Genomic DNA, 19094 nt, shown 5'->3' on the forward strand with positions numbered 1-19094 from the left:
TAAGGACGGTACATTTCTGCCGTAAAGCGCGAAAGGAGGGAACATACACATGAAGGTCGGTTTTATCGGTACGGGCAGCATGGGTAGTCTGTTGATCGATGCCTTCATTCAATCGGGCGCACTCCTGCCTGAGCAGATTCGGGTCAGCAACCGAAGCCCTGAAAAGCCGCTGCAGCTGGCAACACGCCATCCCGGTCTGACGGTATGCAGCTGTAACACGGAGACGGCTTCTCAGAGCGACCTGCTATTCCTATGTATCAAGCCGCTCGAATTCAAATCGGTCATCAGCGAAATCAAAGACCGGCTTGAAGCCCGGCAAATCGCGATATCCATCACGAGTCCGGTCCAATTGATCCATCTGGAATCATCGGTGCCCTGCAAGGTGGCGAAAATCATACCGAGCATCACCAACTTAACTGGAGGCGGAGCATCGTTATGCATGTATGGTTCCCGAATAAAAGAAGAAGACAGGCAGCTTATAGAAAGCCTCCTGTCTTATATCAGCAGGCCGCTCGAGATACTGGAATCGCACACGCGAATCACTTCCGATTTCTCCAGCTGCGGGCCTGCTTTTTTAAGTTTATTCATGGAAAAATGGATTGACGCTGCCGTTGAAATGACCGGAATCGACCGCAGGACCCTGAATGCATTAGCCGGTGAAATGCTGCTTGGCACCGGTAAGCTGCTAACGGAGGAGGGCTTCTCCCCCGAACAGCTGCAAGAGCGGGTAGCGGTTCCCGGAGGCATCACGGCCCAGGCTTTGGCACTGCTGGATTCAAACCTGGACGGATTGTTCTACCAATTGATCAAAACCACACACGACAAGTATGAGGAGGATTTGGCAAAACTGGATGCTGCCTTCGGTTTTACGATTAACCGGCCACGATATTGACCAGTTTACCCGGTACGGCAATGACTTTGCGAATACTCTTTCCTTCCAGCGCCTGCTTGACATTTGGAAGGGAGAGGCTATGTTGTTGCATGGCTTCTTGGTCCATGTCTTTCGAGATTTTGGCACGTTCTACGATTTTGCCGTTAACTTGAACGACAATCTCAACTTCGGCCTCTACAGTCCAAGCCTCGTCGTACTCCGGCCATGGCACGTAGGTTACGCTCTCCGTGTAGCCTAAACGGCTCCACAGCTCTTCAGCCAGGTGAGGGGCCAGCGGGGAAAGCAGCTGAACAAAGTTCTCCATCGCTTTGCGCGGAAGCTCTTCCGTCTTGTATCCCTCGTTGATGAATACCATCAGCTGGCTGATCGCTGTGTTAAAGCGCATATGCTCAAAGTCTTCCGTTACTTTCTTAATCGTTTTGTGCAGCGTACGTTTGAATTCGTCCGTACCCTCGCCTTCCACGATTTTAGGGTTCAATTGACCGTCGTCCCCGATGAACAGGCGCCATACCCGGGAGAGGAAACGATGTGTTCCTTCAACGCCGTTGGTGTTCCATGGTTTGGTCGCTTCCAGCGGCCCCATGAACATCTCGTACACGCGCAGCGTGTCGGCACCGTATTCGTTCACAATATCATCCGGATTGATGACATTGCCGCGGGACTTACTCATTTTTTCATTATTGTTGCCCAGGATCATACCCTGATTGACCAGCTTCTGGAAAGGCTCCTTCGTATCGACAACGCCCAGGTCATACAATACTTTGTGCCAGAAGCGCGCATACAGCAAATGAAGCACCGCATGCTCCACACCACCGATGTAGAGGTCAACCGGCAGCCATTCCTTCTGCTTCTCCTTAGAGCACAATTCATCATTATTACGGGGATCGATGTAACGCAGGTAGTACCAGCAGCTGCCGGCCCATTGCGGCATCGTATTGGTCTCGCGGCGGGCTTTCATGCCGGTTTCGGGATCTACCGTTTCCACCCACTCCGTAACGTTAGCCAGCGGTGATTCGCCGGTACCGGACGGTTTAATCTGATCCACATCCGGCAGCAGTAATGGAAGCTGATCCTCAGGCACGGTCTTCATCGTTCCGTCTTCCAAATGCAGAATCGGAATCGGCTCACCCCAGTAGCGTTGACGGCTGAACAGCCAGTCGCGCAGACGGTAAGTTACCTTCTTTTTGCCCTTGCCCTCTTTTTCCAGCCATTCATTCATCGCCTGGATAGCCGCTTCATTGTCCAACCCGTTCAAGAAGCCGGAATTCACATGCGCGCCACTGCCGCTGTATGCTTCCTCCTCGACATTTCCACCCTGAACGACTTCAATAATCGGAAGACCGAATTGCTTCGCGAACTCCCAGTCGCGGCTGTCATGACCCGGAACCGCCATGATGGCCCCCGTTCCGTAGCCGGCAAGCACATAATCCGCGATCCAGATCGGCACCTTAGCGCCGTTTACCGGATTGATGGCGTATGCACCCGTAAATACACCGGTTTTATCCTTGGCCAAATCCGTCCGCTCCAGGTCGCTTTTACGGGCTGCTTGATCTTGATAAGCCTTGACGGCTTCACGCTGATCGGCTGGCGTAATTTTATCGACGAGGTCATGCTCCGGCGCCAGGACGCAGTAGGTTGCCCCGAACAGCGTATCCGGACGGGTTGTGAACACCTCCAGATGACCATCGTAACCTTCGATGTCAAAACGAACCTCAGCGCCTGTGGATTTGCCGATCCAGTTGCGCTGCATATCCTTCAGGCTTTCGCTCCAGTCCAGTTCATCCAGATCCTCAAGCAGACGATCCGCATATTCGGTAATGCGCAGAATCCATTGGCGCATCGGTTTACGTACGACCGGATGGCCTCCGCGTTCGCTCTTGCCGTCGATGACCTCTTCGTTCGCAAGCACGGTACCGAGCGCTTCGCACCAGTTCACCGGCACTTCAGCCACATAGGCAAGGCCGCGCTTATAGAGCTGGATAAAGATCCACTGGGTCCATTTATAATATTCCGGATCGGTTGTGCTGATCTCACGGTCCCAATCATACGAGAAGCCGAGAGATTTGATCTGGCGGCGGAACGTATCAATATTCTGCACGGTAAATTCGCGAGGATGTTTGCCTGTGTCCATTGCATACTGCTCCGCTGGCAGACCGAATGCATCCCATCCCATAGGATGAAGCACGTTGTATCCGCGCATCCGCTTGTAACGGGACACGATGTCAGTCGCTGTATACCCCTCCGGATGTCCTACATGCAAGCCTGCGCCTGATGGATACGGAAACATATCCAGCGCGTAAAATTTCGGTTTGGATGATGAATCTTCCGTTTTAAAGGTTTTGTTCTCATCCCAGTATTGCTGCCATTTCGGTTCGATGGCCTGCGGCTGGTAGCCGTGGCCGGTTGGTTGATTGTCCGTCATACTTCATTGCTCCTCCTTCACAGTCGAGAGACAAGGCCTATGCCATTGCCCAAAAAACAAAAAAACCTCATCATCCATAGCGCTGATCGCTAGGGACGAGAGGTTTGATTCCCGTGGTACCACCCTAGTTAGCCAAAGGCATGCTTTGCCTTTCACTCCCTTTGCATCCTTATCGCGGATGAGACGACGGTGCTTCAGCGGCCGAATCTGCCGGAATACAGCCCTCCAGCGGCCGGGTTAACACCATTGCTCCGAGGCGAGTTCATCCCTATCGTCAACCGGTTTTCACCAGACACCGGCTCTCTGCATGATCGAAAGTGGAACGATTGATCCTCATCATCGCGTTCATATTACCGTTTTAATGTGGCTATTATACCCAAAAAGTCCGATCAAGTCAACGGAAGCTCTTCACCGTTTCTGCGATAATATTCCGGCGTCGTCCCGACCATGGCCTTGAACATCCGGCTGAAATGAGCCAAATGCTTGAAACCTGCTGCCTGGCTGATTTCCGTGATGCTGAGATGCGGGTGGAGCCTGAGCAAAATTTTAGCTTGGTTAATCCGCCGGTGATACAAATATTTAAACACCGTCGTTCCGGTAACCTCCTTAAACAAAGAGGATAAATAGTGTTTCGTAATATGCATATCGCGGGCGATTCGCTCCAGCGTCAGATCATGCATGTAGTTTTCCTCGACAAACGATACGACATGCTGGACATGCCGCTCTTTCTCGGAGATGGAGTCCTGATCCTGCACAGCGTCCTGGCACCAGTCCGCGATGACGTACATCATCTCCTGAATACGCAAGGTCATCCGCTCCTGGCGAAAACCGGTCATGGATGCCGAGAGGCGATGTATATCGGCCAGCATCCCTTCGAATTCGTCACGGTTTGACCCTGTCAGTGTCATGCGATGATTACGCAGCGTTTCGAAGGGGTCCAGCAATATCGATCTGGCCGTCTCCGAAAGCCCCTTGCAAATCCAGGCAGGATCGAAATGCAGAATACTTCTGACGTATCTGGAATCAGGCTCTACATTCGGACAATGGAGCGTGAGCCCGTTCATCAGGAGCAGATCCCCCGGTTTCAGGGCAAAAATGGAATCACCGATCAAATAAGTGCAGCGTCCTTCGTGAAAGTAATAAATCTCATAAAAAGCATGCGAATGAAACTGCCCGCCCGACAACGGCCGTTCATTGTAATAGATCAGATCAAACGGCGCTTGTAGCTGCATGCGATCAAATCCCGGCATCATATGGGAAGATGAGGTCATCTAGAGAATCGCCCCTTTAGCGATTTTGGAGTTATATAACCCTCAACGTAACGGGGTTTTCTCTATTATATATGATTTTATGGAATGCGCACGGCTTCATTTTGGGCAATCACGCACAATTCTCCGGCTTTGAAGGCGTGCTCCTGGGACATGGCATGTTCCGTACGTTCCAGACAATCGAGGATAAGCTCTCCGAAGAATGGGTAGCCTACCTTGCCTCGAAGCTCCATATGAAACTCTCCCTCGCCATTAACCAGGTACAGATGATCGCCCTGCGGATTCCTTGCGATATCGATGTATTTGCGAAGCTCAATGTATCCTTCTGTGCCCAGAATAAAGGTTCTTCCGTCGCCCCAGGTGCCAAGGCCTCCCGGTGTCAGCCAGTCGACACGGAAATAATTGGTGGCCCCGTTGTCTCCCACTAGCGTTGCATCTCCGAAATCCTCCAGCTCCGGGTACTCCGGATTCGCATAATTGCCCACCTTGCTGCTGAGCACCTTGGCATCGCGGCAGCCCGCATAAAACAAAAACTGTTCAATCTGGTGGGAGCCGATGTCACACAGTATGCCCCCGTACTGTTGATGACGGAAAAACCAGTCCGGACGGGAAGGCGCATTTAAACGGTGCGGCCCTGTTCCCATCACTTGCACCACTCGCCCGATTGCCCCGTCCTGGATCAGCTTCCCGGCATGGACGGCACTCTCCACATGCAGCCGTTCACTGTAATAGACCATGTACTTCTTACCTGTCTCCTCGGCTTTCGCGCGAGCAGCGTTCACCTGCTCCAGCGTGGTGAACGGCGTTTTATCCGTAAAATAATCCTTGCCGTGCGACATAACCTTCAGGCCAAGCTCGCATCTTTCCGAAGGAATGGCGGCAGCCGCTACCAGATGAACCTCCGCATCCTGAAGCACCTGTGCCTCGGACGAAGCGACGGCTACACTTGGATAAGCCTTGCAAAAAGCCGCAACCTTGGCCGGGTCTGAGTCATACACCCACTTCAGCGTCGCCCCGGCCTCGATCAATCCGTTACACATGCCGTATATATGGCCATGCTCCAGCGACATGGCGGCAAACATAAACTCTCCGGGCTTGCACACCGGCTGGGCTTTGCCCACCGGCGCGTAGAGCATTCCATTACTGCGTTCCATACCACGCGCCCCCCGATTATGATTTAGTAGGATCCAAACGTATTGCTCATATCCACCGCCCCGATCTCCTTGACCGTTTTCTGAGCGGAAGAATGTGTGATCCGTTCCTGCAGCATTTCGTAATACAAGTCTTCGTTAAGAGGCAGATCAACCCAATTGTCGGTCCAGGTGGACAGATGCATGGCATTGGACAGCGTCAATCCATGGATTCCCTCTTCACCCGGGGCAATCAATGGCGTTCCGTGCAAAATGGCATCCGCAAAGTTCTGGATAATGCCGCTATGATGCGGATTATCCCCCCAGATCGGCACCTCGCATTTCCAGCATTCCGGTTCGCCGAAGCCCCCGGTAAACTGCCGATTGAATTCCGGCTCAGGCACACGGAGGCGCCAGAAGGTAAGCTTGCCGTCCTCGATGACGATTTTTCCGCGGTCCCCCGTCACTTCATATCGGTTAGTGCCTGGCGCTTCACCCGTTGTCGTAATAAACACGGCCGTAGCACCATTCTCGTATTCCGCATAAGCCGTCACGTCATCTTCGACTTCGATGTTCCGGTACTTGCCGAAGGCGCAAAATGCACGAATTCTCTTTGGCATCATGCCGGTCGTCCACTGCCAGAGGTCCAGCTGATGCGGGGACTGGTTAATCAGCACCCCTCCGCCTTCACCAGCCCAGGTAGCTCGCCATCCGCCTGAATCATAATAACTCTGGGACCGGTACCAATTCGTTATGATCCAGTTCATCCGCCGAATCTCCCCGAGTTCACCGTCTGCTATGAGCTCTTTCAGCTTCTTGTACAGCGGATTGCAGCGCTGGTTGTACATAATCGAGAATACTTTGCCGCTGGCTTCAGCCGCGCGGTTCATTTCCCGTACTTGCTTCGTGTAAACGCCTGCCGGTTTCTCGATCAGGACATGGAGTCCATGATTCAGGCACTCGATCGCCACTTGAGGATGGGCATAATGGGGCGTCGCAATAATGACTGCATCGATCTCCCCCGATGAGATCATAGCGCCCGTATCACTCCAAATTTTCACGTCCGAAGGCAGCGTTTCCCTCGCTTCTTCCTGTTTGGCAGGATTCAGATCGCATATCGCGCTAAGCCGCGCGCCCTTGATCCGCCCGGACGCTAGCGTTCTGGCATGCGAAAAACCCATCCCCAGTCCAATAACCCCTACTCTTACCTGATCCATATCTGTAGCCTCCTTCAAAAGTGACCTACGCGTTTTGTTTCTGGTCTGACCACATCTTCATCTGCTCGGCAAAACGAACAAGCATCTCCCTGGACTCCAGCGTTCCGCTAAAATCTTCGATTCCGTAGTAACCTTCGTAGCCAACCGATTGCAGATCCTGTATGACCTGCTTCCATGGCACGGCCCCCTGGGCAAGCGGGACCCATTCCCCGGACCACGCCGCCGATGTGCCATCCTCGGAAGGCGTTTTGCGGTAACCTCCGTTTTTCACGTGGACATGAGCCAGGTAGGGACCCAGAAGCTCCAAGCCCATCCGGTAGTTCTCGTAACCCTCATGGACCATGTTGCCTGGATCATACAGCACGCCGATATGCTGCGGATTGAAGTGGGATACAAGCCTGTGCGTCAGTCCGGCGCTCGGGGTGATCGTAAGATGATGCGTTTCCACCACTCCCTTGACACCGTAAGCCGCAGCGAGATCCTGTACCTCATGCAGGTAACGGACCGCCTGGTCGTACAGCTCGTTGTAATTGCGCTTTCGGTCATATCCCGGAATACCCACGCGTATAAAGGAGGCTCCGATCAGCTTGGCCGCCTGCATGACCTTCTCCGTCCCTTCCACATCACCGCAGGTCAGATAAGGAACGACCGCCAGACTGCGCAGTCCATGCTTGTCGGCTGCTTGCTGAAACCTGAGCCAATCCTCCTGCGTGCCGTTCGGATCCATGGAGCAGCGGTTATGCCGCCAGAAGGAAGGCTTCTCCTCGGCAGCATCGGCAGGAATCTCTTTAAAGCGCCATTCGATCCCTTCAATACCGGCATCCGCCGCGGCTTTTGCCAACTCCTCAGGCTGTAAATCAGGGGTTGCGACTGTGAATACGGACAGTTTCATGACTCATTCATCCTCTCTTAACCTAATGAACTAGCTTATGCATCATTTGACCATCATTGAACTCAAATACTGACATTCAGAGCGTACCGGATGCATAGAATCATTCTTTTAGATAGCGCTCTCATTTCTGTTCATCTTATCTATCCCTCATCGTAGCACAGTCCTGGAAGCAAACCCATATCCCTTCCAATGAACCTTAACCACAGTCAAATAAAGCAGAAAAGAAATGTCTTTGAATATAATGAATCCCTACACAACGAAAAGAAGCATTTTCTTTCGTCTGTACAGACAAAGAAAATGCTTCTCGCAAAAAGGATATTCGTTTATTTGACGGCAACGTAGAACAGCCGGGATGCATCCTGGTCCGCTTCCAACCACTCAAAATCGGCATAACATTTCACATCCCGGAATCCGGCCTTAACCAGCTCGACCTTCATCCATTCCGGTTCATATCCCCGCTGCACATGCGTTTCCTCAAAGCGACGGTAGACCGTAGGATCTTGGTTATCCCGCGCAAAGATGGAGAGATGATGTTCAATCTCCATCCGGCGTTCATCCAGGTCGCATGTCCAAATGTAGGATACTTCCCGTTCATCCAGCACAAATGGCTGTTCTGCGTCGTATCGTAGGAGCGTGTTCGGGTGATGCACATCAAACAGGAACGTGCCGCCATCCTTGAGACCGTTGTAAGTCCTGGCAAAAGCGGAGCGTATGTCTTTTTCTTCCAGCAGGTAGTTCACACAATCACAAAATGAAATGACGGAATCCACCTGCTCGGGCAGCTCCCACGAACGCATGTCCTGTTGTACCCAGCGGACGCTGCCTTCCCGGAACAATCGATGCCCCTGGGGTGTACCCTCCAGCTTGCGTCTGGCAACCGAGAGCATATCTGCCGACAGATCTATTCCTGTTACCTCGAAACCGGAGTTTACAAGCGGAATGGTGATACTGCCCGTCCCGCATCCAAGCTCAACGACGCTTTTTGGCATTCCGTGCTTATCCCAGGCGGTTCTCGCAAAGCGAATCCAATCCGGGTACGGCATGTCTTCCATGAGTTGATCATATACGTAAGCAAACTTGCGGTAAGACAACATGATGACACCACTTTCCTTAGAAGCTTCCCCTACCTTGCCGGGTTATTCGTTTGAACCGGAGTTCTCCTCTTGATTGACCATGTACGTCCAGCTGTCCTTTTGCGTAACCAAACCGTCCTTCATCAGCTTGCCCAGCGCGCGTTTAAAGGCGGATTTGCTAATGCCGAACCGCTGCTTGATAATGTCGGGCGGCGTTTCATCCGAATACGGCATCGCATGGCCCGGACGCTCCTTCAGAAAAGCAAGCAGCCGGTCTGCATCATCCGTCCGGCCGATCTCTTTTTGCGGAACCATCGAAAGGTTGACCCTGCCATCTTCCCGGATATGACTGACCCGGACCTTCACCTCTTCGCCAAGCCGCAGCATGCGCGTCCGTTCCGAGGAGTGGATCATGCCGATTGCGCCGAAACCGATCACACCGCCATCGATGATGACAAACGTCCCCATCTGGAGCGGTTTGTACACCAAGGCAGTGAACCATTGCCCTTTCCACGATTCAGGCGCATGGAACGCAAGCGGAGCAAGCTCTTGTTCTCCGGCGAGTTTGGCGCGAAGTCGTTCTTGCTTATCATGCTCCATGATGACAAACACATGATCTCCCACTTGCGGGTGAAGCTCCCGCATCTCCGGCAATTCCCGGATCGGAAGCAGAAGCTGCCTGCCAAGCCCCATCTCGAGGAAACAGCCAAGGCGCGGATGAACGTCCGCCACCTCAAGCTTAGCGGTTTCGCCCAGCGTAAGGTAAGGCTTCTTCATCGTTGCGGCCAGGCGGTCTTCCGTATCGAAGAATATAAAGACCTCTACCGTATCCCCAGGCTCAATTTTACCCGTGAGCTCCGAATAGTGAAGAAGCACATCCCGATCTCCGCCATCCAGAAAATAACCGTAAGGGGACACTTCTCTGGAAACGACGAGTTTCGTTAATGTGCCGGCAATCAGACTCATACGTTCTCCACCACTTTAGCATCCGACCACAGTCGCTCGATATTGTAATATTCTCGCTCATCGCGATGGAAGATATGAACGATCACGTCTCCGAGGTCCATCAGCACCCAGCGGGCTGCATCCATTCCCTCCAGTCCGCGCAGAGCTACTCCCGCATCATGAGCCTGTTTACGGATTTCGGTTGCAATCGCCTGCACCTGTGTATCCGAGTTACCGTGGCAAATGACAAAATAGTCGGCGATCAGGGAAATTCCTCTGAGATCCAGGACCACGATATCCATCGCTTTTTTATCTTCAGCGGCAGTTACTGCCACATTTAACAATTCATTCGGTTTCAACGTCATGAATTCGCCTCCAATTGCTTAATTAGATCGTTGCGGGCTTGTACCGTCAACGGAAAAATGATTTGTCTGCGCGAAAGCAGATGTCCGATCGTCGAATCAAAACCGGCTGCAAGCGCCTCTTCAAGGCTATGGTTGGCCAGTTCGCGAATATTATTCACGCCGGGGAAATCCCGTCCCGGTTCCATATAATCCGCGAGGCAGACCACTTTGTCAAGCAGCGTCATGCCTATGCGCCCTGACGTATGGTAACGGATGGCGTCAAGCACCTCGGCATCCGTCACGCCATATTCGTGCTCCGCTACGAACGCACCGACCTCAGCATGCCAAAGCTGCTTATCGTAATGGAGCAGCTCTTCGGAGAGCCCGTGCTCCACCATCATTTGATGAAGCTTTTGCACGGGCCAGTATTTGGCCACATCATGCAGGTTGGCGGCTAATTCCGCCTTAACCGGATCGGCCCCGAACCTCTTCGCAAGGATGACCGCGGTTTCCATTACGCCTTTGGTGTGCTCCCAGCGCTTGGCCGGCATCTGAGAGGATACCGCTTCAATGAGTTCTTCACGGCTGTACTCCATAAATACCGCTCCTAACAATATAATCGTATACACGGTCCGGCACCATATAACGGATGGACGAGCCTGACGCGGCTCTGCTCCGAATCAGGGTGGAGGATATTTCGATCAGCGGCATCTCCGCTGTCACTACCACCTTTTGCAGGAAATCAGGCAGATCCTCCACCGATAGTCTGGTTCCGGGACGGTTAAGCCCAATAAAAGTCAGCATTTCCGCCAGCTCCCCGATCCGGTTCCACTTGGGAAGATACGCTACCATATCCGCCCCGATAATGAACGAGAAATCATGCTCGGGATACGTGTCCCGCAGCTCTCTAACCGTGTCTACGGTATAGGATACGCCGCCGCGTTTCACTTCCCAATCCAATGTACGAAAAGATGGATGGTCGGCTACAGCCTCCGCGGTCATCTCCAGCCTCATCAGGCCGGTTACGCCGGCATCTTCCTTGTGCGGGGGAATATGGCTGGGCATAAACCATACCTCTTCCAGATCGTAAGCGTCCCGCGCGCACTCGGCTGCGAGCATATGCCCGATATGAATGGGATCAAAGGTTCCGCCCATTATCCCTACCTTCATCCGGGTTCACCTCCCCTAATAAGAGAGTTATTCTATATCCGCCAAGCTGGAGCGATCAGGGCTCCTTTATGGCAATTCGATGGTTTTGTGGTCTTTCGATTCCTTATAAAGCACGATCGTCTTGCCGATAACCTGAACCAGCTCCGCCCCGGCACCTTCAGCAAGCTCCTCGGCGATTTCGCGGGGATCTTCGAGACAGTTGTTAAGCACGGATACTTTCATGAGCTCCCGCTTCTCAATCGCTTCGGAAATGTGCCGGATCAGATGCTCATTGCTGCCTCCCTTGCCTACCTGGAACAGCGGATCCAGATGATGCGCAAGCGAACGTAAATGTCGTTTTTGCTTTCCTGTTAACATGCTTGGTCATTACTCCTTAAATATTCAATTATTAAAGCCTGCTGCTTGTCGAAAGCTATATTGTAGCTTTTGCATAAGCATTAATCAATAAACAAGATATTAAACCTCGGATTGGAAGCTGGTCAGAACCGCTTCCTTCATAGCCTGTACGGGCGCCGTCAGACCTGTCCAATACTCGAAAGCATACGCCCCTTGGTTGATGAACATTCCGAGTCCGCCATGCACCGTGCATTGCCGAAGCGCGCTTTCCCGTAACAGCTCGGTCTTCAACGGATTATAGATCAGATCGCTGACAACGATCCCTTCCGGTATATATTCCGCTGGAACGGGAAGCTCGGAAACCCGGGGAAACATCCCCACCGAGGTGGTGTTGATCAAGACATCGGCATCCGACAATGCCTCTCTGGCATGATCCTCTCCGTATCCCCTCAAGTCGGCAAGCGCACTCCACTCCTCGGCCAATGCCAGCGCTTTGTCGGATGTCCGATTCACTATGGAAATCTTCTCGGGCTCTTCACCGGTAAGAGCATAGATGATCCCCCTGGCCGCTCCGCCGGCGCCGATGACGACGATGCGTTTTCCCTTAAGATCGGGGCAGGCTTCATCCTTTAATGAACGAACATAGCCGATGCCATCCGTATTATAACCGGTCAATTTGCCATTGTCGTTGACGATGGTATTCACGGCACCGATGCGCCGCGCCCCTTCATCGACGACATCCAGATACTTCATAACCTCCACCTTGTGCGGGATCGTTACGTTCACTCCGCGGAATCCCAGCGCTTTAACAGCTTGGATGGCGTCACCAAGCCCCTCCGGACGTATATGAAGGGGTACATAGGCCCCTGACAAACCCAGGGCGGTAATGGCCGCATGATGCATAGCCGGTGATTTCGAGTGACCGATAGGGTCCCCCATTACGCCTAGGAGCAAATAATCACGCTCGATCATTGGATTCACTTTCATTTCTCCCCTATCTCTCCCATGATAAACCGGGCGGTGTACCAAAGCGATGTTAACACTTATATCAAGGATGGACGCGACAGAACTTTGATTCCTTTAGGTACATGAACCGCCACGAGCGCTCCTTGTTCACCATTGATCTTGATCCAGCCGAGCCCCGAGATAAACACGTCTTGGCGGGTCCCCTTAGGAATACGGATTTCATGTCTTGTCCACTCCGGCAGTTCTTCAATTCGTTCCTTGGTCGGCGGTGAGAGGAGCTCTCCGGCATGCTCGGCGAATAACGAATCCGCCCGTTCCAGCTTGGTCCGATGAATGCCTAATCTGCCGCTGATAAAGCAAGTAAAGGATTGGTGCTCTCCTTGCAGAAAATCAAAACGGCCGAAACCCCCGAAGAAGAGCGTCTGTCCTTCGTTCAACTGGTACACCATCGGCTTCAGCGGATGCTCCGGCATGACCGTCCCCAAATCCTCACGGCTCACAAGCTCGCTATAGCGCCATGGATACACGATGCCTGGCGTATCGATAATATACCGGCCGTCGTCCAGCGGAATATTGACCATGTCCAGCGTCGTTCCCGGATAACGGGAAACGGTCAGTTCCTGATCCAGATCGCTGTAGTCGCGGATCAGACGATTGATCAAGCTGGATTTACCCACATTCGTGGCGCCAACCACGTAGACGTCCCGGTCGCCTCGGTAATGCGCAACCGTCTCCAGCAGCCGCTCAAAGCCTTGATTCTTCTTCGCGCTGCAGAGCACAATGTCTTCGGTCCTCAGTCCATGCTCCTTGCACTGCTTCTGCACCCAATTAAGAACCTTGTTCCAATTGGTGACCTTCGGGAGAAGATCGGTCTTGTTAACGGCCAGAATCACCGGATTGTTGCCGACAAACCGCTGCAGTCCCGAAATAAGACTCCCTTCAAAATCGAAGAGGTCCACGATATGAATGACAAGCGCGTTCTTGCCGCCGATCTGTCCCAGCAGCCGTAAAAACTCATCCTGGTCTACGGCGACCGAGGACGCTTCATTATAATTCTTAATCCGGAAACAGCGCTGGCAAATAACCGGGTCGCGGTCCCAAGCCTTCTCCGGCAAATAGCCCGGCTTGTCCTGTGCTGCACTCTGTAGCTGTATGCCGCAGCCGCTGCACTTCTTGATGTCTTCTCCGCCAGTAGGCAACGTCATGATTTCGGTTCCTCCTCCATCCATAATCCTTTCTTGCGCAAACGGGTCAATGCGATGCGCTCCACCCGGCGATTGACCAGGCGCGTAAACCACCCCTCATCGTTGATGGCGATGGGCATAACCAATACCGTATACAGACCCAGCCGATTTCCGCCATATACGTCGGTCAGCATCTGGTCGCCGACAACAACCGTTTTATCCGGCGTGAGCTCCATCATCTTCATCGCTTTGCGAAACGGGGTATTGCTTGGTTTACGGGCTTCATGCACATATTGGATATCCAGCGGCGTCGCAAATTTAGACACGCGTTCAAGCTGGTTATTCGAGACGATGATAAGCTGGAAACCGATCTCCTTCACCCTTTTGAACCAAACGACCAATTCGGGCGTGGCTACCGGTGCCTTGGCCCCCACAAGGGTATTATCCAAATCGGTAATGATCCCCCGATACCCCTGCTCATATAATTCCTCTAGGTTAATATCAAAAACCGTATTGACACGGAGCTTTGGGATTAACATTTCAAACAAGTTCGTCACCTCAATTTCATACGAAAAACTATACCATATTCCGGTTCCTTAGTAAAAATAATCACGAGCCTTTTTCTTCCCTTTTACCGTATCGCTACCTTTACCTGCAAAAGACCACCCGGCGGCTGTTTGGAAGCGGACCGGGCGGTCTTGAAATGATCGGATATCAGAACGTATGCATACCGAGCTATCCTGATACACCCAACAACAACCACCATCACGCGGTCTGTCTTCTTGGATTAGGTTGATAGACGTTTCTCGGGTACGATGCGGACCTTCTTAATGAACTTTTTCAGCTTCTGAGCATCCTGTTGGACGGAGCGCCACTGCTCCTCCTTCACTTCAGCCGGGCTGTAACGAGCGGCTTCAAATTGCTGCAGCAGCGGTCTCAGCTCTGCTCCCAGCTCAGGGTGTGCACTTACCCAGCGGCTAACCGATTCACGGAGCGTTTCATGTTCCTGCCTCACCAAGCCTCTGCGCTGCACGGAACGAATCCATCGTTCGGTTTCGGCAATGACTTTATCCGCTGCCGTCAGCGGCTTGCCTGCCCGAATACGCGCCCCGGCAAAACGCAGGCTGATGCGCATTCTCCATACGATGTACAGAATCCACAATACGATAACAACCACCGCGGCCGTTACAACAACTTTAACCCAGCCGGGCTGCTGGTGATCAGAGGTTGCTGCTGGCGTAGTCTTGTCCTCTGCGTTCTCTTCTTCTTCAACTTCTTCCTCAATGACAGGCTCAGCGTCTGCGTCGGCCGTCAGAATCGGCATGCTGAAGCCCGGTGTCGCTTCAATCGGAACCCAGCCGTACTCGCCGAAGTATACTTCAACCCAGGAATGAGCGTCGGCATTCGTAACGGTATAGTTTCCGGGCTCAATCGAGGTTTGACCATCGGCCGGTACGTACTCCGAAGCCGTCATTCTTCCCGGCGCGTAGCCTTTGACCCAGCGTGCAGGGATATCCAGCGACCGTGTCATCATCACCAGGGATGTCGAGAAATAATCGCAATACCCTTCCTGGATTTCAAACAGAAACGCATCCACAAAATCATCGCTCTGCTTACGCGAAAGATCGGGCGTGTTGGTATAGGTAAAGTTGCTCGATAAATATTGTTGCAGGAGCATGACCTTCTCATACGGCGTATCTCCGCCCGCGGTAATTTCTTCGGCGAGATCGGAAACGCGGTCAGGGAAGTTTCTCGGCATCTGGATATAAGCATCGTCAATTGAGCCGGAATATAGTTCATCATAAGTTCTGGTACTCAGCTCATCGATTGGAATCACCGGCACTTCGGACGTTAAAGTATAACTCTTCGGATAGTCCGCATTACGAACGTCGTCCAGATGCATTTCCGCGCCTTCCTGCAGCCAGCTGAGCCGATCCGGATCGATATCCTCATCCATACTTTCCAACTGACGCACGGTATAGGCACCGAACAATACCGGATACACCGTATCACTCAGCATCGTTACCGACTGCTCCAACGTTTTGGTAGGAACGGATGCGCTGGCTTCTCCCGGCAATTCCTCACCGATGCCCACGCCCGTGCCGGAACGCCGGCTGCTGGCTCCGTCCGCCCAACCCGTTCCCGAATATACGGCTCTGGTTTCCCCTCGCCAATAGCTGCGTTCATCCGAGGTAATCGACATCACCGGTGAATAGTCAAAATTAAAACCGCCGCCAAGGTCGTTGTCCTCACGTCCATATCCGGACATGCTTTCAGACGGTGACTCGATAAGGGTTCCGGTTCCGGTTGTACTGCCGCCGGATAACGGTACCCCGTTCCACTCTCTCCACGCCGTGTAAGGATCCGTTAACGTGGGCTTCACATGCGGCATGTTCACGCCGGCCACAATGATCAACGAGAAGATGACCAAAATGTTGGCGATAATCTTAAAGGGATACTTCGATAAATTGACCCATCCCTGCGGAAAGCGTCTGCGAAACCGGTTAAAATGGCTGGATACGAGCCAGCCCATCCCCGCTCCGACAACCCAAGCGATCTCATCCCACAGCACGATTTTCGTAAAGGAATCGAGCACGGCAAAACCGATAACGTTGATCCCGACTACAAAAAGCACGCGCCCCTTGGTTTTGGCCCACCGCGCAAGGAACAGAAAAACGGCCCATGCGGCGATAGCAAACCACAAATAAGGAAAAAGATACATGATTTCCTCGGTCAAAGCCCCTTCAGCGCCAAAGGCAGGAACCGGATTACCGTAAGTTTTCAGCAAACTGTATACACAATACAGGATCAAAATAAACTGGATAAGCACCCGGTACCCTTGCTTGATCGGCAGCAGCGCTTCGGTAACCGCCGTAATGGTTAACGCTGCAATAACGATGGCTGTTGTTTCCGAGAGCCATATCGTCTCCGTAAAGGACACCCACTGCATCCCGATGATCCAGATCCATAGCATCGTTAGCGTACTAAAGAATGTCGTAGATAGTTTGTCCAGCCATAACTTCATCATGCACCACCTCCCAGCGCAGCCGGAAGCTCGTCAAGAGAAGCAACCGAATAGCTTGAAATCCCCCGGGATTGCAGAAGCGAAATGGATTCATCGCGTTTATTCGTTTCATTGGAATTGGTTACTTGCAAGAAGCAAGGGTTCATTCCCCTGGTCTCCACCCAGCGCATGATCTCCGAAGCGTCCTTGCCGCTCATCGGGCTGATCAGCAGAAACAGGGCCCCTTTTGGAAAATGGCGATAGGATTTCTCCAGGGAAGCAATCAATTTGGTTTTTCGGTCATAATCCACGTCAACCAAATGCTGAATCATGCGCATCCGCTCTCCGGCGTGATCGGCGGGAGCGAACATCTGAGCTTCGCGGGTAGCCGTGAACAGGCCTGTACCCGCATGCTCCTTGGCACCATATTCGATCAGCGACGCGGCTGCCGATACAGCCAACTCGAATTGCTGGGCATGATCATATCCGTCCGCGGTGCAGTCGAGCACGATCATCGTTCTGGGAAAGGATTCATGCTCAAATTCCTTCGACTTCCACGAGCCGGTCTTCGCCGTTGCATTCCAGTGAATCCGGGAGATCCGGTCGCCATATACATAATCGCGGACCCCGTTGATCTGCGTTGTTTCCCGTCTTGAAGCCGAAACTGTTGTATGCGTGCCGCCCAACCTGGAATTCCGTATATTTCGCTGCCATTTGGGAATATATATGGTTCTCGGCAGAACGCGGAAATCGGTCTGGACTTCAATGCGTCCCTTGTGCTCCATTAACCCGAATATATCCTCGCTAATGCATTCCGTCTTTGAAAAAGCATACCGCCCCCGTTCAAGCGGAGGGGTCTGAAATACAAGCTTGCCCGCACCGCGGAGGTTCGGAATGACGCTATCTTCAAAAGACCAGGAGTCGCCGTTGTGCCTCTGCAATACTTCACGCACGATCATATAGGGCATCGGCAGCAATCCCGGAACATGGACCTCCAGCTTCACGCGGACTTGTTCACCCGCATGAAGAAGTTCTCCTCCGCGCTCCGATCCTCCCAGCACGCTTCGCTGGGCTTTTACGCGATTGACTCCGCCAAAGCCTGCACCGATCAAATAGATCGTCAGAAGGCTGACCATGGAGAAAAGCATGAGCGAGGTTTTGCCCCCCTGAAATAATACATACAAAAGACATAGGCACCATACCGCCAATACCGCTGCGAGTCTAGACGGCTGCATGCCATTCAAAAATAACGAAACCGCGCGGCGCATGCCTATCTCCCCATCTGAACAGGCACTTTGACCTGACGCAGTATAAACTCGAGCACCGATTCGGGACTCGCATTGTCGAGCCTGGCTTCCGGACGCAGCATGATCCGGTGCGAAAGCACGTATGGAGCCAGCGTCTTCACATCATCTGGCAGAACGTAATCCCTCTCTTGCAAGAAGGCATAGGCTTTAACGGCATTCATGAATGACAGCGTCGCCCGGGGACTTGCGCCCAGCATTACGGAAGGGTGCTCGCGGGTCGACCGGGTTATATTCAGCAAGTAATCGGCGACAGGGTCACCGATGAATACCTCGCGAATTTCACGTTGAATAGTCGAAATCTTATCCATATGGGTCACCGGCTGAAGTTTGTCTGCCAGTTGTCCGTCACGTGAACGGTACATCAGCTGCTTCTCCGTGACAGCATCAGGGTAACCCAGGCTCAGCTTCAGCATAAACCGGTCCAGCTGTGCTTCCGGGAGCATATAGGTGCCTTCAAAATCGATCGGGTTCTGGGTCGCGCACAGCATGAAGGGATGCGGGAGTTCGTGGGTAGCCCCGTCCACCGTTACACTGCGCTCCTCCATGACCTCAAGCAGGGCCGATTGCGTCTTGGTTGTCGCTCGGTTGATTTCATCCGCCAGCAAAATGTTGGTCATGACCGGACCTGGACGGAAGTAAAACATTTCATCTCTCGGGTGGAATACCGAAACGCCCGTTATATCACTCGGGAGAATATCCGGGTTGCACTGAATCCGGCGGTAGTCTCCCTGCATGGATTTCGCTAATGCTTTGATCAATTGGGTCTTTCCTGTGCCGGGCACATCCTCGATCAGTACATGTCCGCCAGCGAGCAGCGCCGTAAGGAGCAATTGGATCTCAAATTCTTTGCCTAGCAGGCACGACTCCAGATTGGTTCGCACCGAGGTAATGATTTTCATGGATTCTTGGCTTACGGGCATGTATGACTAACCTCCTGTAAGGGA

18 protein-coding genes and 1 other annotated feature are annotated in these 19094 nt (G+C 52.7%); of the genes, 1 reads left to right on the forward strand and 17 read right to left on the reverse strand.

Going from position 1 to position 19094, the window contains the following annotated elements; translation table 11 throughout:
- Window positions 1-49 precede the first annotated feature (49 nt).
- Window positions 50-892 (forward strand): late competence protein ComER, encoded by an 843-nt coding sequence (comER, locus tag ACETK5_RS19305; RefSeq protein ID WP_326112477.1) that lies wholly within the window; start codon window positions 50-52, stop codon window positions 890-892.
- Here the strand turns inward: comER and leuS are convergent.
- The 17 genes from leuS to ACETK5_RS19390 all read right to left on the reverse strand — a co-directional run bounded on the left by leuS (window position 873) and on the right by ACETK5_RS19390 (window position 19070).
- Window positions 873-3314, reverse strand: coding sequence for a leucine--tRNA ligase (gene leuS, locus ACETK5_RS19310; RefSeq protein WP_326112478.1), 2442 nt, complete (start codon window positions 3312-3314; stop codon window positions 873-875). The genes comER and leuS overlap by 20 nt on opposite strands.
- An 88-nt stretch (window positions 3315-3402) precedes the next feature.
- Window positions 3403-3663 (reverse strand) — a binding site (T-box leader).
- Window positions 3664-3703: 40 nt separating this feature from the next.
- Window positions 3704-4564, reverse strand: a complete 861-nt coding sequence (locus tag ACETK5_RS19315) for an AraC family transcriptional regulator (protein WP_394057162.1) — start codon at window positions 4562-4564, stop codon at window positions 3704-3706.
- A 98-nt stretch (window positions 4565-4662) separates the two neighbouring features.
- Window positions 4663-5736: a Gfo/Idh/MocA family protein gene (locus ACETK5_RS19320; protein WP_394057164.1), complete on the reverse strand. Its 1074-nt coding sequence runs from the start codon at window positions 5734-5736 to the stop codon at window positions 4663-4665.
- 23 nt (window positions 5737-5759) lie between these two features.
- Window positions 5760-6929, reverse strand: coding sequence for a Gfo/Idh/MocA family protein (locus tag ACETK5_RS19325; protein WP_394057166.1), 1170 nt, complete (start codon window positions 6927-6929; stop codon window positions 5760-5762).
- Window positions 6930-6954: 25 nt separating this feature from the next.
- On the reverse strand, window positions 6955-7821 hold the full coding sequence (locus ACETK5_RS19330) for a sugar phosphate isomerase/epimerase family protein (RefSeq protein WP_394057168.1): 867 nt from the start codon (window positions 7819-7821) through the stop codon (window positions 6955-6957).
- 323 nt (window positions 7822-8144) lie between these two features.
- Window positions 8145-8915 (reverse strand): class I SAM-dependent DNA methyltransferase, encoded by a 771-nt coding sequence (locus ACETK5_RS19335; protein ID WP_326112485.1) that lies wholly within the window; start codon window positions 8913-8915, stop codon window positions 8145-8147.
- 42 nt (window positions 8916-8957) lie between these two features.
- Complete coding sequence (locus ACETK5_RS19340; RefSeq protein WP_394057170.1) at window positions 8958-9860, reverse strand: CvfB family protein; 903 nt, start codon at window positions 9858-9860, stop codon at window positions 8958-8960.
- Window positions 9857-10204, reverse strand: coding sequence for a ribosome silencing factor (gene rsfS / locus ACETK5_RS19345; protein ID WP_071222884.1), 348 nt, complete (start codon window positions 10202-10204; stop codon window positions 9857-9859). Before rsfS ends, ACETK5_RS19340 begins: the two co-directional genes overlap by 4 nt.
- Window positions 10201-10779: a bis(5'-nucleosyl)-tetraphosphatase (symmetrical) YqeK gene (gene yqeK, locus ACETK5_RS19350; RefSeq protein ID WP_394057172.1), complete on the reverse strand. Its 579-nt coding sequence runs from the start codon at window positions 10777-10779 to the stop codon at window positions 10201-10203. The genes rsfS and yqeK overlap by 4 nt, the downstream gene beginning before the upstream one ends.
- Window positions 10763-11353, reverse strand: a complete 591-nt coding sequence (gene nadD, locus ACETK5_RS19355) for a nicotinate-nucleotide adenylyltransferase (protein WP_100535873.1) — start codon at window positions 11351-11353, stop codon at window positions 10763-10765. Before nadD ends, yqeK begins: the two co-directional genes overlap by 17 nt.
- 66 nt (window positions 11354-11419) lie before the next feature.
- Window positions 11420-11710: a ribosome assembly RNA-binding protein YhbY gene (yhbY, locus tag ACETK5_RS19360; RefSeq protein WP_076320548.1), complete on the reverse strand. Its 291-nt coding sequence runs from the start codon at window positions 11708-11710 to the stop codon at window positions 11420-11422.
- Window positions 11711-11809: 99 nt separating this feature from the next.
- Window positions 11810-12676: a shikimate dehydrogenase gene (locus ACETK5_RS19365; RefSeq protein ID WP_100535872.1), complete on the reverse strand. Its 867-nt coding sequence runs from the start codon at window positions 12674-12676 to the stop codon at window positions 11810-11812.
- A gap of 56 nt (window positions 12677-12732) precedes the next feature.
- Window positions 12733-13860 (reverse strand): ribosome biogenesis GTPase YqeH, encoded by a 1128-nt coding sequence (gene yqeH / locus ACETK5_RS19370; protein WP_394057175.1) that lies wholly within the window; start codon window positions 13858-13860, stop codon window positions 12733-12735.
- The gene (locus ACETK5_RS19375; RefSeq protein WP_100535870.1) at window positions 13857-14387 is read right to left on the reverse strand and encodes a YqeG family HAD IIIA-type phosphatase; all 531 of its coding nucleotides are present in this window, start codon (window positions 14385-14387) and stop codon (window positions 13857-13859) included. Before ACETK5_RS19375 ends, yqeH begins: the two co-directional genes overlap by 4 nt.
- A 239-nt stretch (window positions 14388-14626) precedes the next feature.
- Entirely contained in the window at window positions 14627-16867 is a 2241-nt protein-coding gene (locus tag ACETK5_RS19380; RefSeq protein ID WP_394057177.1) for a transglutaminase domain-containing protein, read from the reverse strand.
- A complete protein-coding gene (locus tag ACETK5_RS19385; RefSeq protein WP_326117687.1) occupies window positions 16864-18111 on the reverse strand; it encodes a DUF58 domain-containing protein in 1248 nt (415 codons plus the stop codon). The genes ACETK5_RS19380 and ACETK5_RS19385 overlap by 4 nt, the downstream gene beginning before the upstream one ends.
- A 2-nt stretch (window positions 18112-18113) precedes the next feature.
- Window positions 18114-19070 carry an AAA family ATPase gene (locus ACETK5_RS19390; RefSeq protein WP_100535867.1) on the reverse strand — a complete coding sequence of 319 codons (957 nt, stop codon included), beginning with the start codon at window positions 19068-19070 and terminating at the stop codon, window positions 18114-18116.
- Between the last annotated feature and the right edge of the window lie 24 nt (window positions 19071-19094).

The organism is Paenibacillus ilasis (assembly GCF_043195395.1).
Classification (GTDB): domain Bacteria; phylum Bacillota; class Bacilli; order Paenibacillales; family Paenibacillaceae; genus Paenibacillus_AQ; species Paenibacillus_AQ lautus.

What these genes read in the sequence shown, in the direction of transcription:
- comER (WP_326112477.1), top strand. Translation starts at nt 50, where the DNA reads ATGAAGGTCGGTTTTATCGGTACGGGCAGCATGGGTAGTCTGTTGATC.
- leuS (WP_326112478.1), bottom strand. Translation starts at nt 3,314, where the DNA reads ATGACGGACAATCAACCAACCGGCCACGGCTACCAGCCGCAGGCCATC.
- ACETK5_RS19315 (WP_394057162.1), bottom strand. Translation starts at nt 4,564, where the DNA reads ATGCCGGGATTTGATCGCATGCAGCTACAAGCGCCGTTTGATCTGATC.
- ACETK5_RS19320 (WP_394057164.1), bottom strand. Translation starts at nt 5,736, where the DNA reads ATGGAACGCAGTAATGGAATGCTCTACGCGCCGGTGGGCAAAGCCCAG.
- ACETK5_RS19325 (WP_394057166.1), bottom strand. Translation starts at nt 6,929, where the DNA reads ATGGATCAGGTAAGAGTAGGGGTTATTGGACTGGGGATGGGTTTTTCG.
- ACETK5_RS19330 (WP_394057168.1), bottom strand. Translation starts at nt 7,821, where the DNA reads ATGAAACTGTCCGTATTCACAGTCGCAACCCCTGATTTACAGCCTGAG.
- ACETK5_RS19335 (WP_326112485.1), bottom strand. Translation starts at nt 8,915, where the DNA reads ATGTTGTCTTACCGCAAGTTTGCTTACGTATATGATCAACTCATGGAA.
- ACETK5_RS19340 (WP_394057170.1), bottom strand. Translation starts at nt 9,860, where the DNA reads ATGAGTCTGATTGCCGGCACATTAACGAAACTCGTCGTTTCCAGAGAA.
- rsfS (WP_071222884.1), bottom strand. Translation starts at nt 10,204, where the DNA reads ATGACGTTGAAACCGAATGAATTGTTAAATGTGGCAGTAACTGCCGCT.
- yqeK (WP_394057172.1), bottom strand. Translation starts at nt 10,779, where the DNA reads ATGGAGTACAGCCGTGAAGAACTCATTGAAGCGGTATCCTCTCAGATG.
- nadD (WP_100535873.1), bottom strand. Translation starts at nt 11,353, where the DNA reads ATGAAGGTAGGGATAATGGGCGGAACCTTTGATCCCATTCATATCGGG.
- yhbY (WP_076320548.1), bottom strand. Translation starts at nt 11,710, where the DNA reads ATGTTAACAGGAAAGCAAAAACGACATTTACGTTCGCTTGCGCATCAT.
- ACETK5_RS19365 (WP_100535872.1), bottom strand. Translation starts at nt 12,676, where the DNA reads ATGAAAGTGAATCCAATGATCGAGCGTGATTATTTGCTCCTAGGCGTA.
- yqeH (WP_394057175.1), bottom strand. Translation starts at nt 13,860, where the DNA reads ATGACGTTGCCTACTGGCGGAGAAGACATCAAGAAGTGCAGCGGCTGC.
- ACETK5_RS19380 (WP_394057177.1), bottom strand. Translation starts at nt 16,867, where the DNA reads ATGATGAAGTTATGGCTGGACAAACTATCTACGACATTCTTTAGTACG.
- ACETK5_RS19385 (WP_326117687.1), bottom strand. Translation starts at nt 18,111, where the DNA reads ATGCGCCGCGCGGTTTCGTTATTTTTGAATGGCATGCAGCCGTCTAGA.
- ACETK5_RS19390 (WP_100535867.1), bottom strand. Translation starts at nt 19,070, where the DNA reads ATGCCCGTAAGCCAAGAATCCATGAAAATCATTACCTCGGTGCGAACC.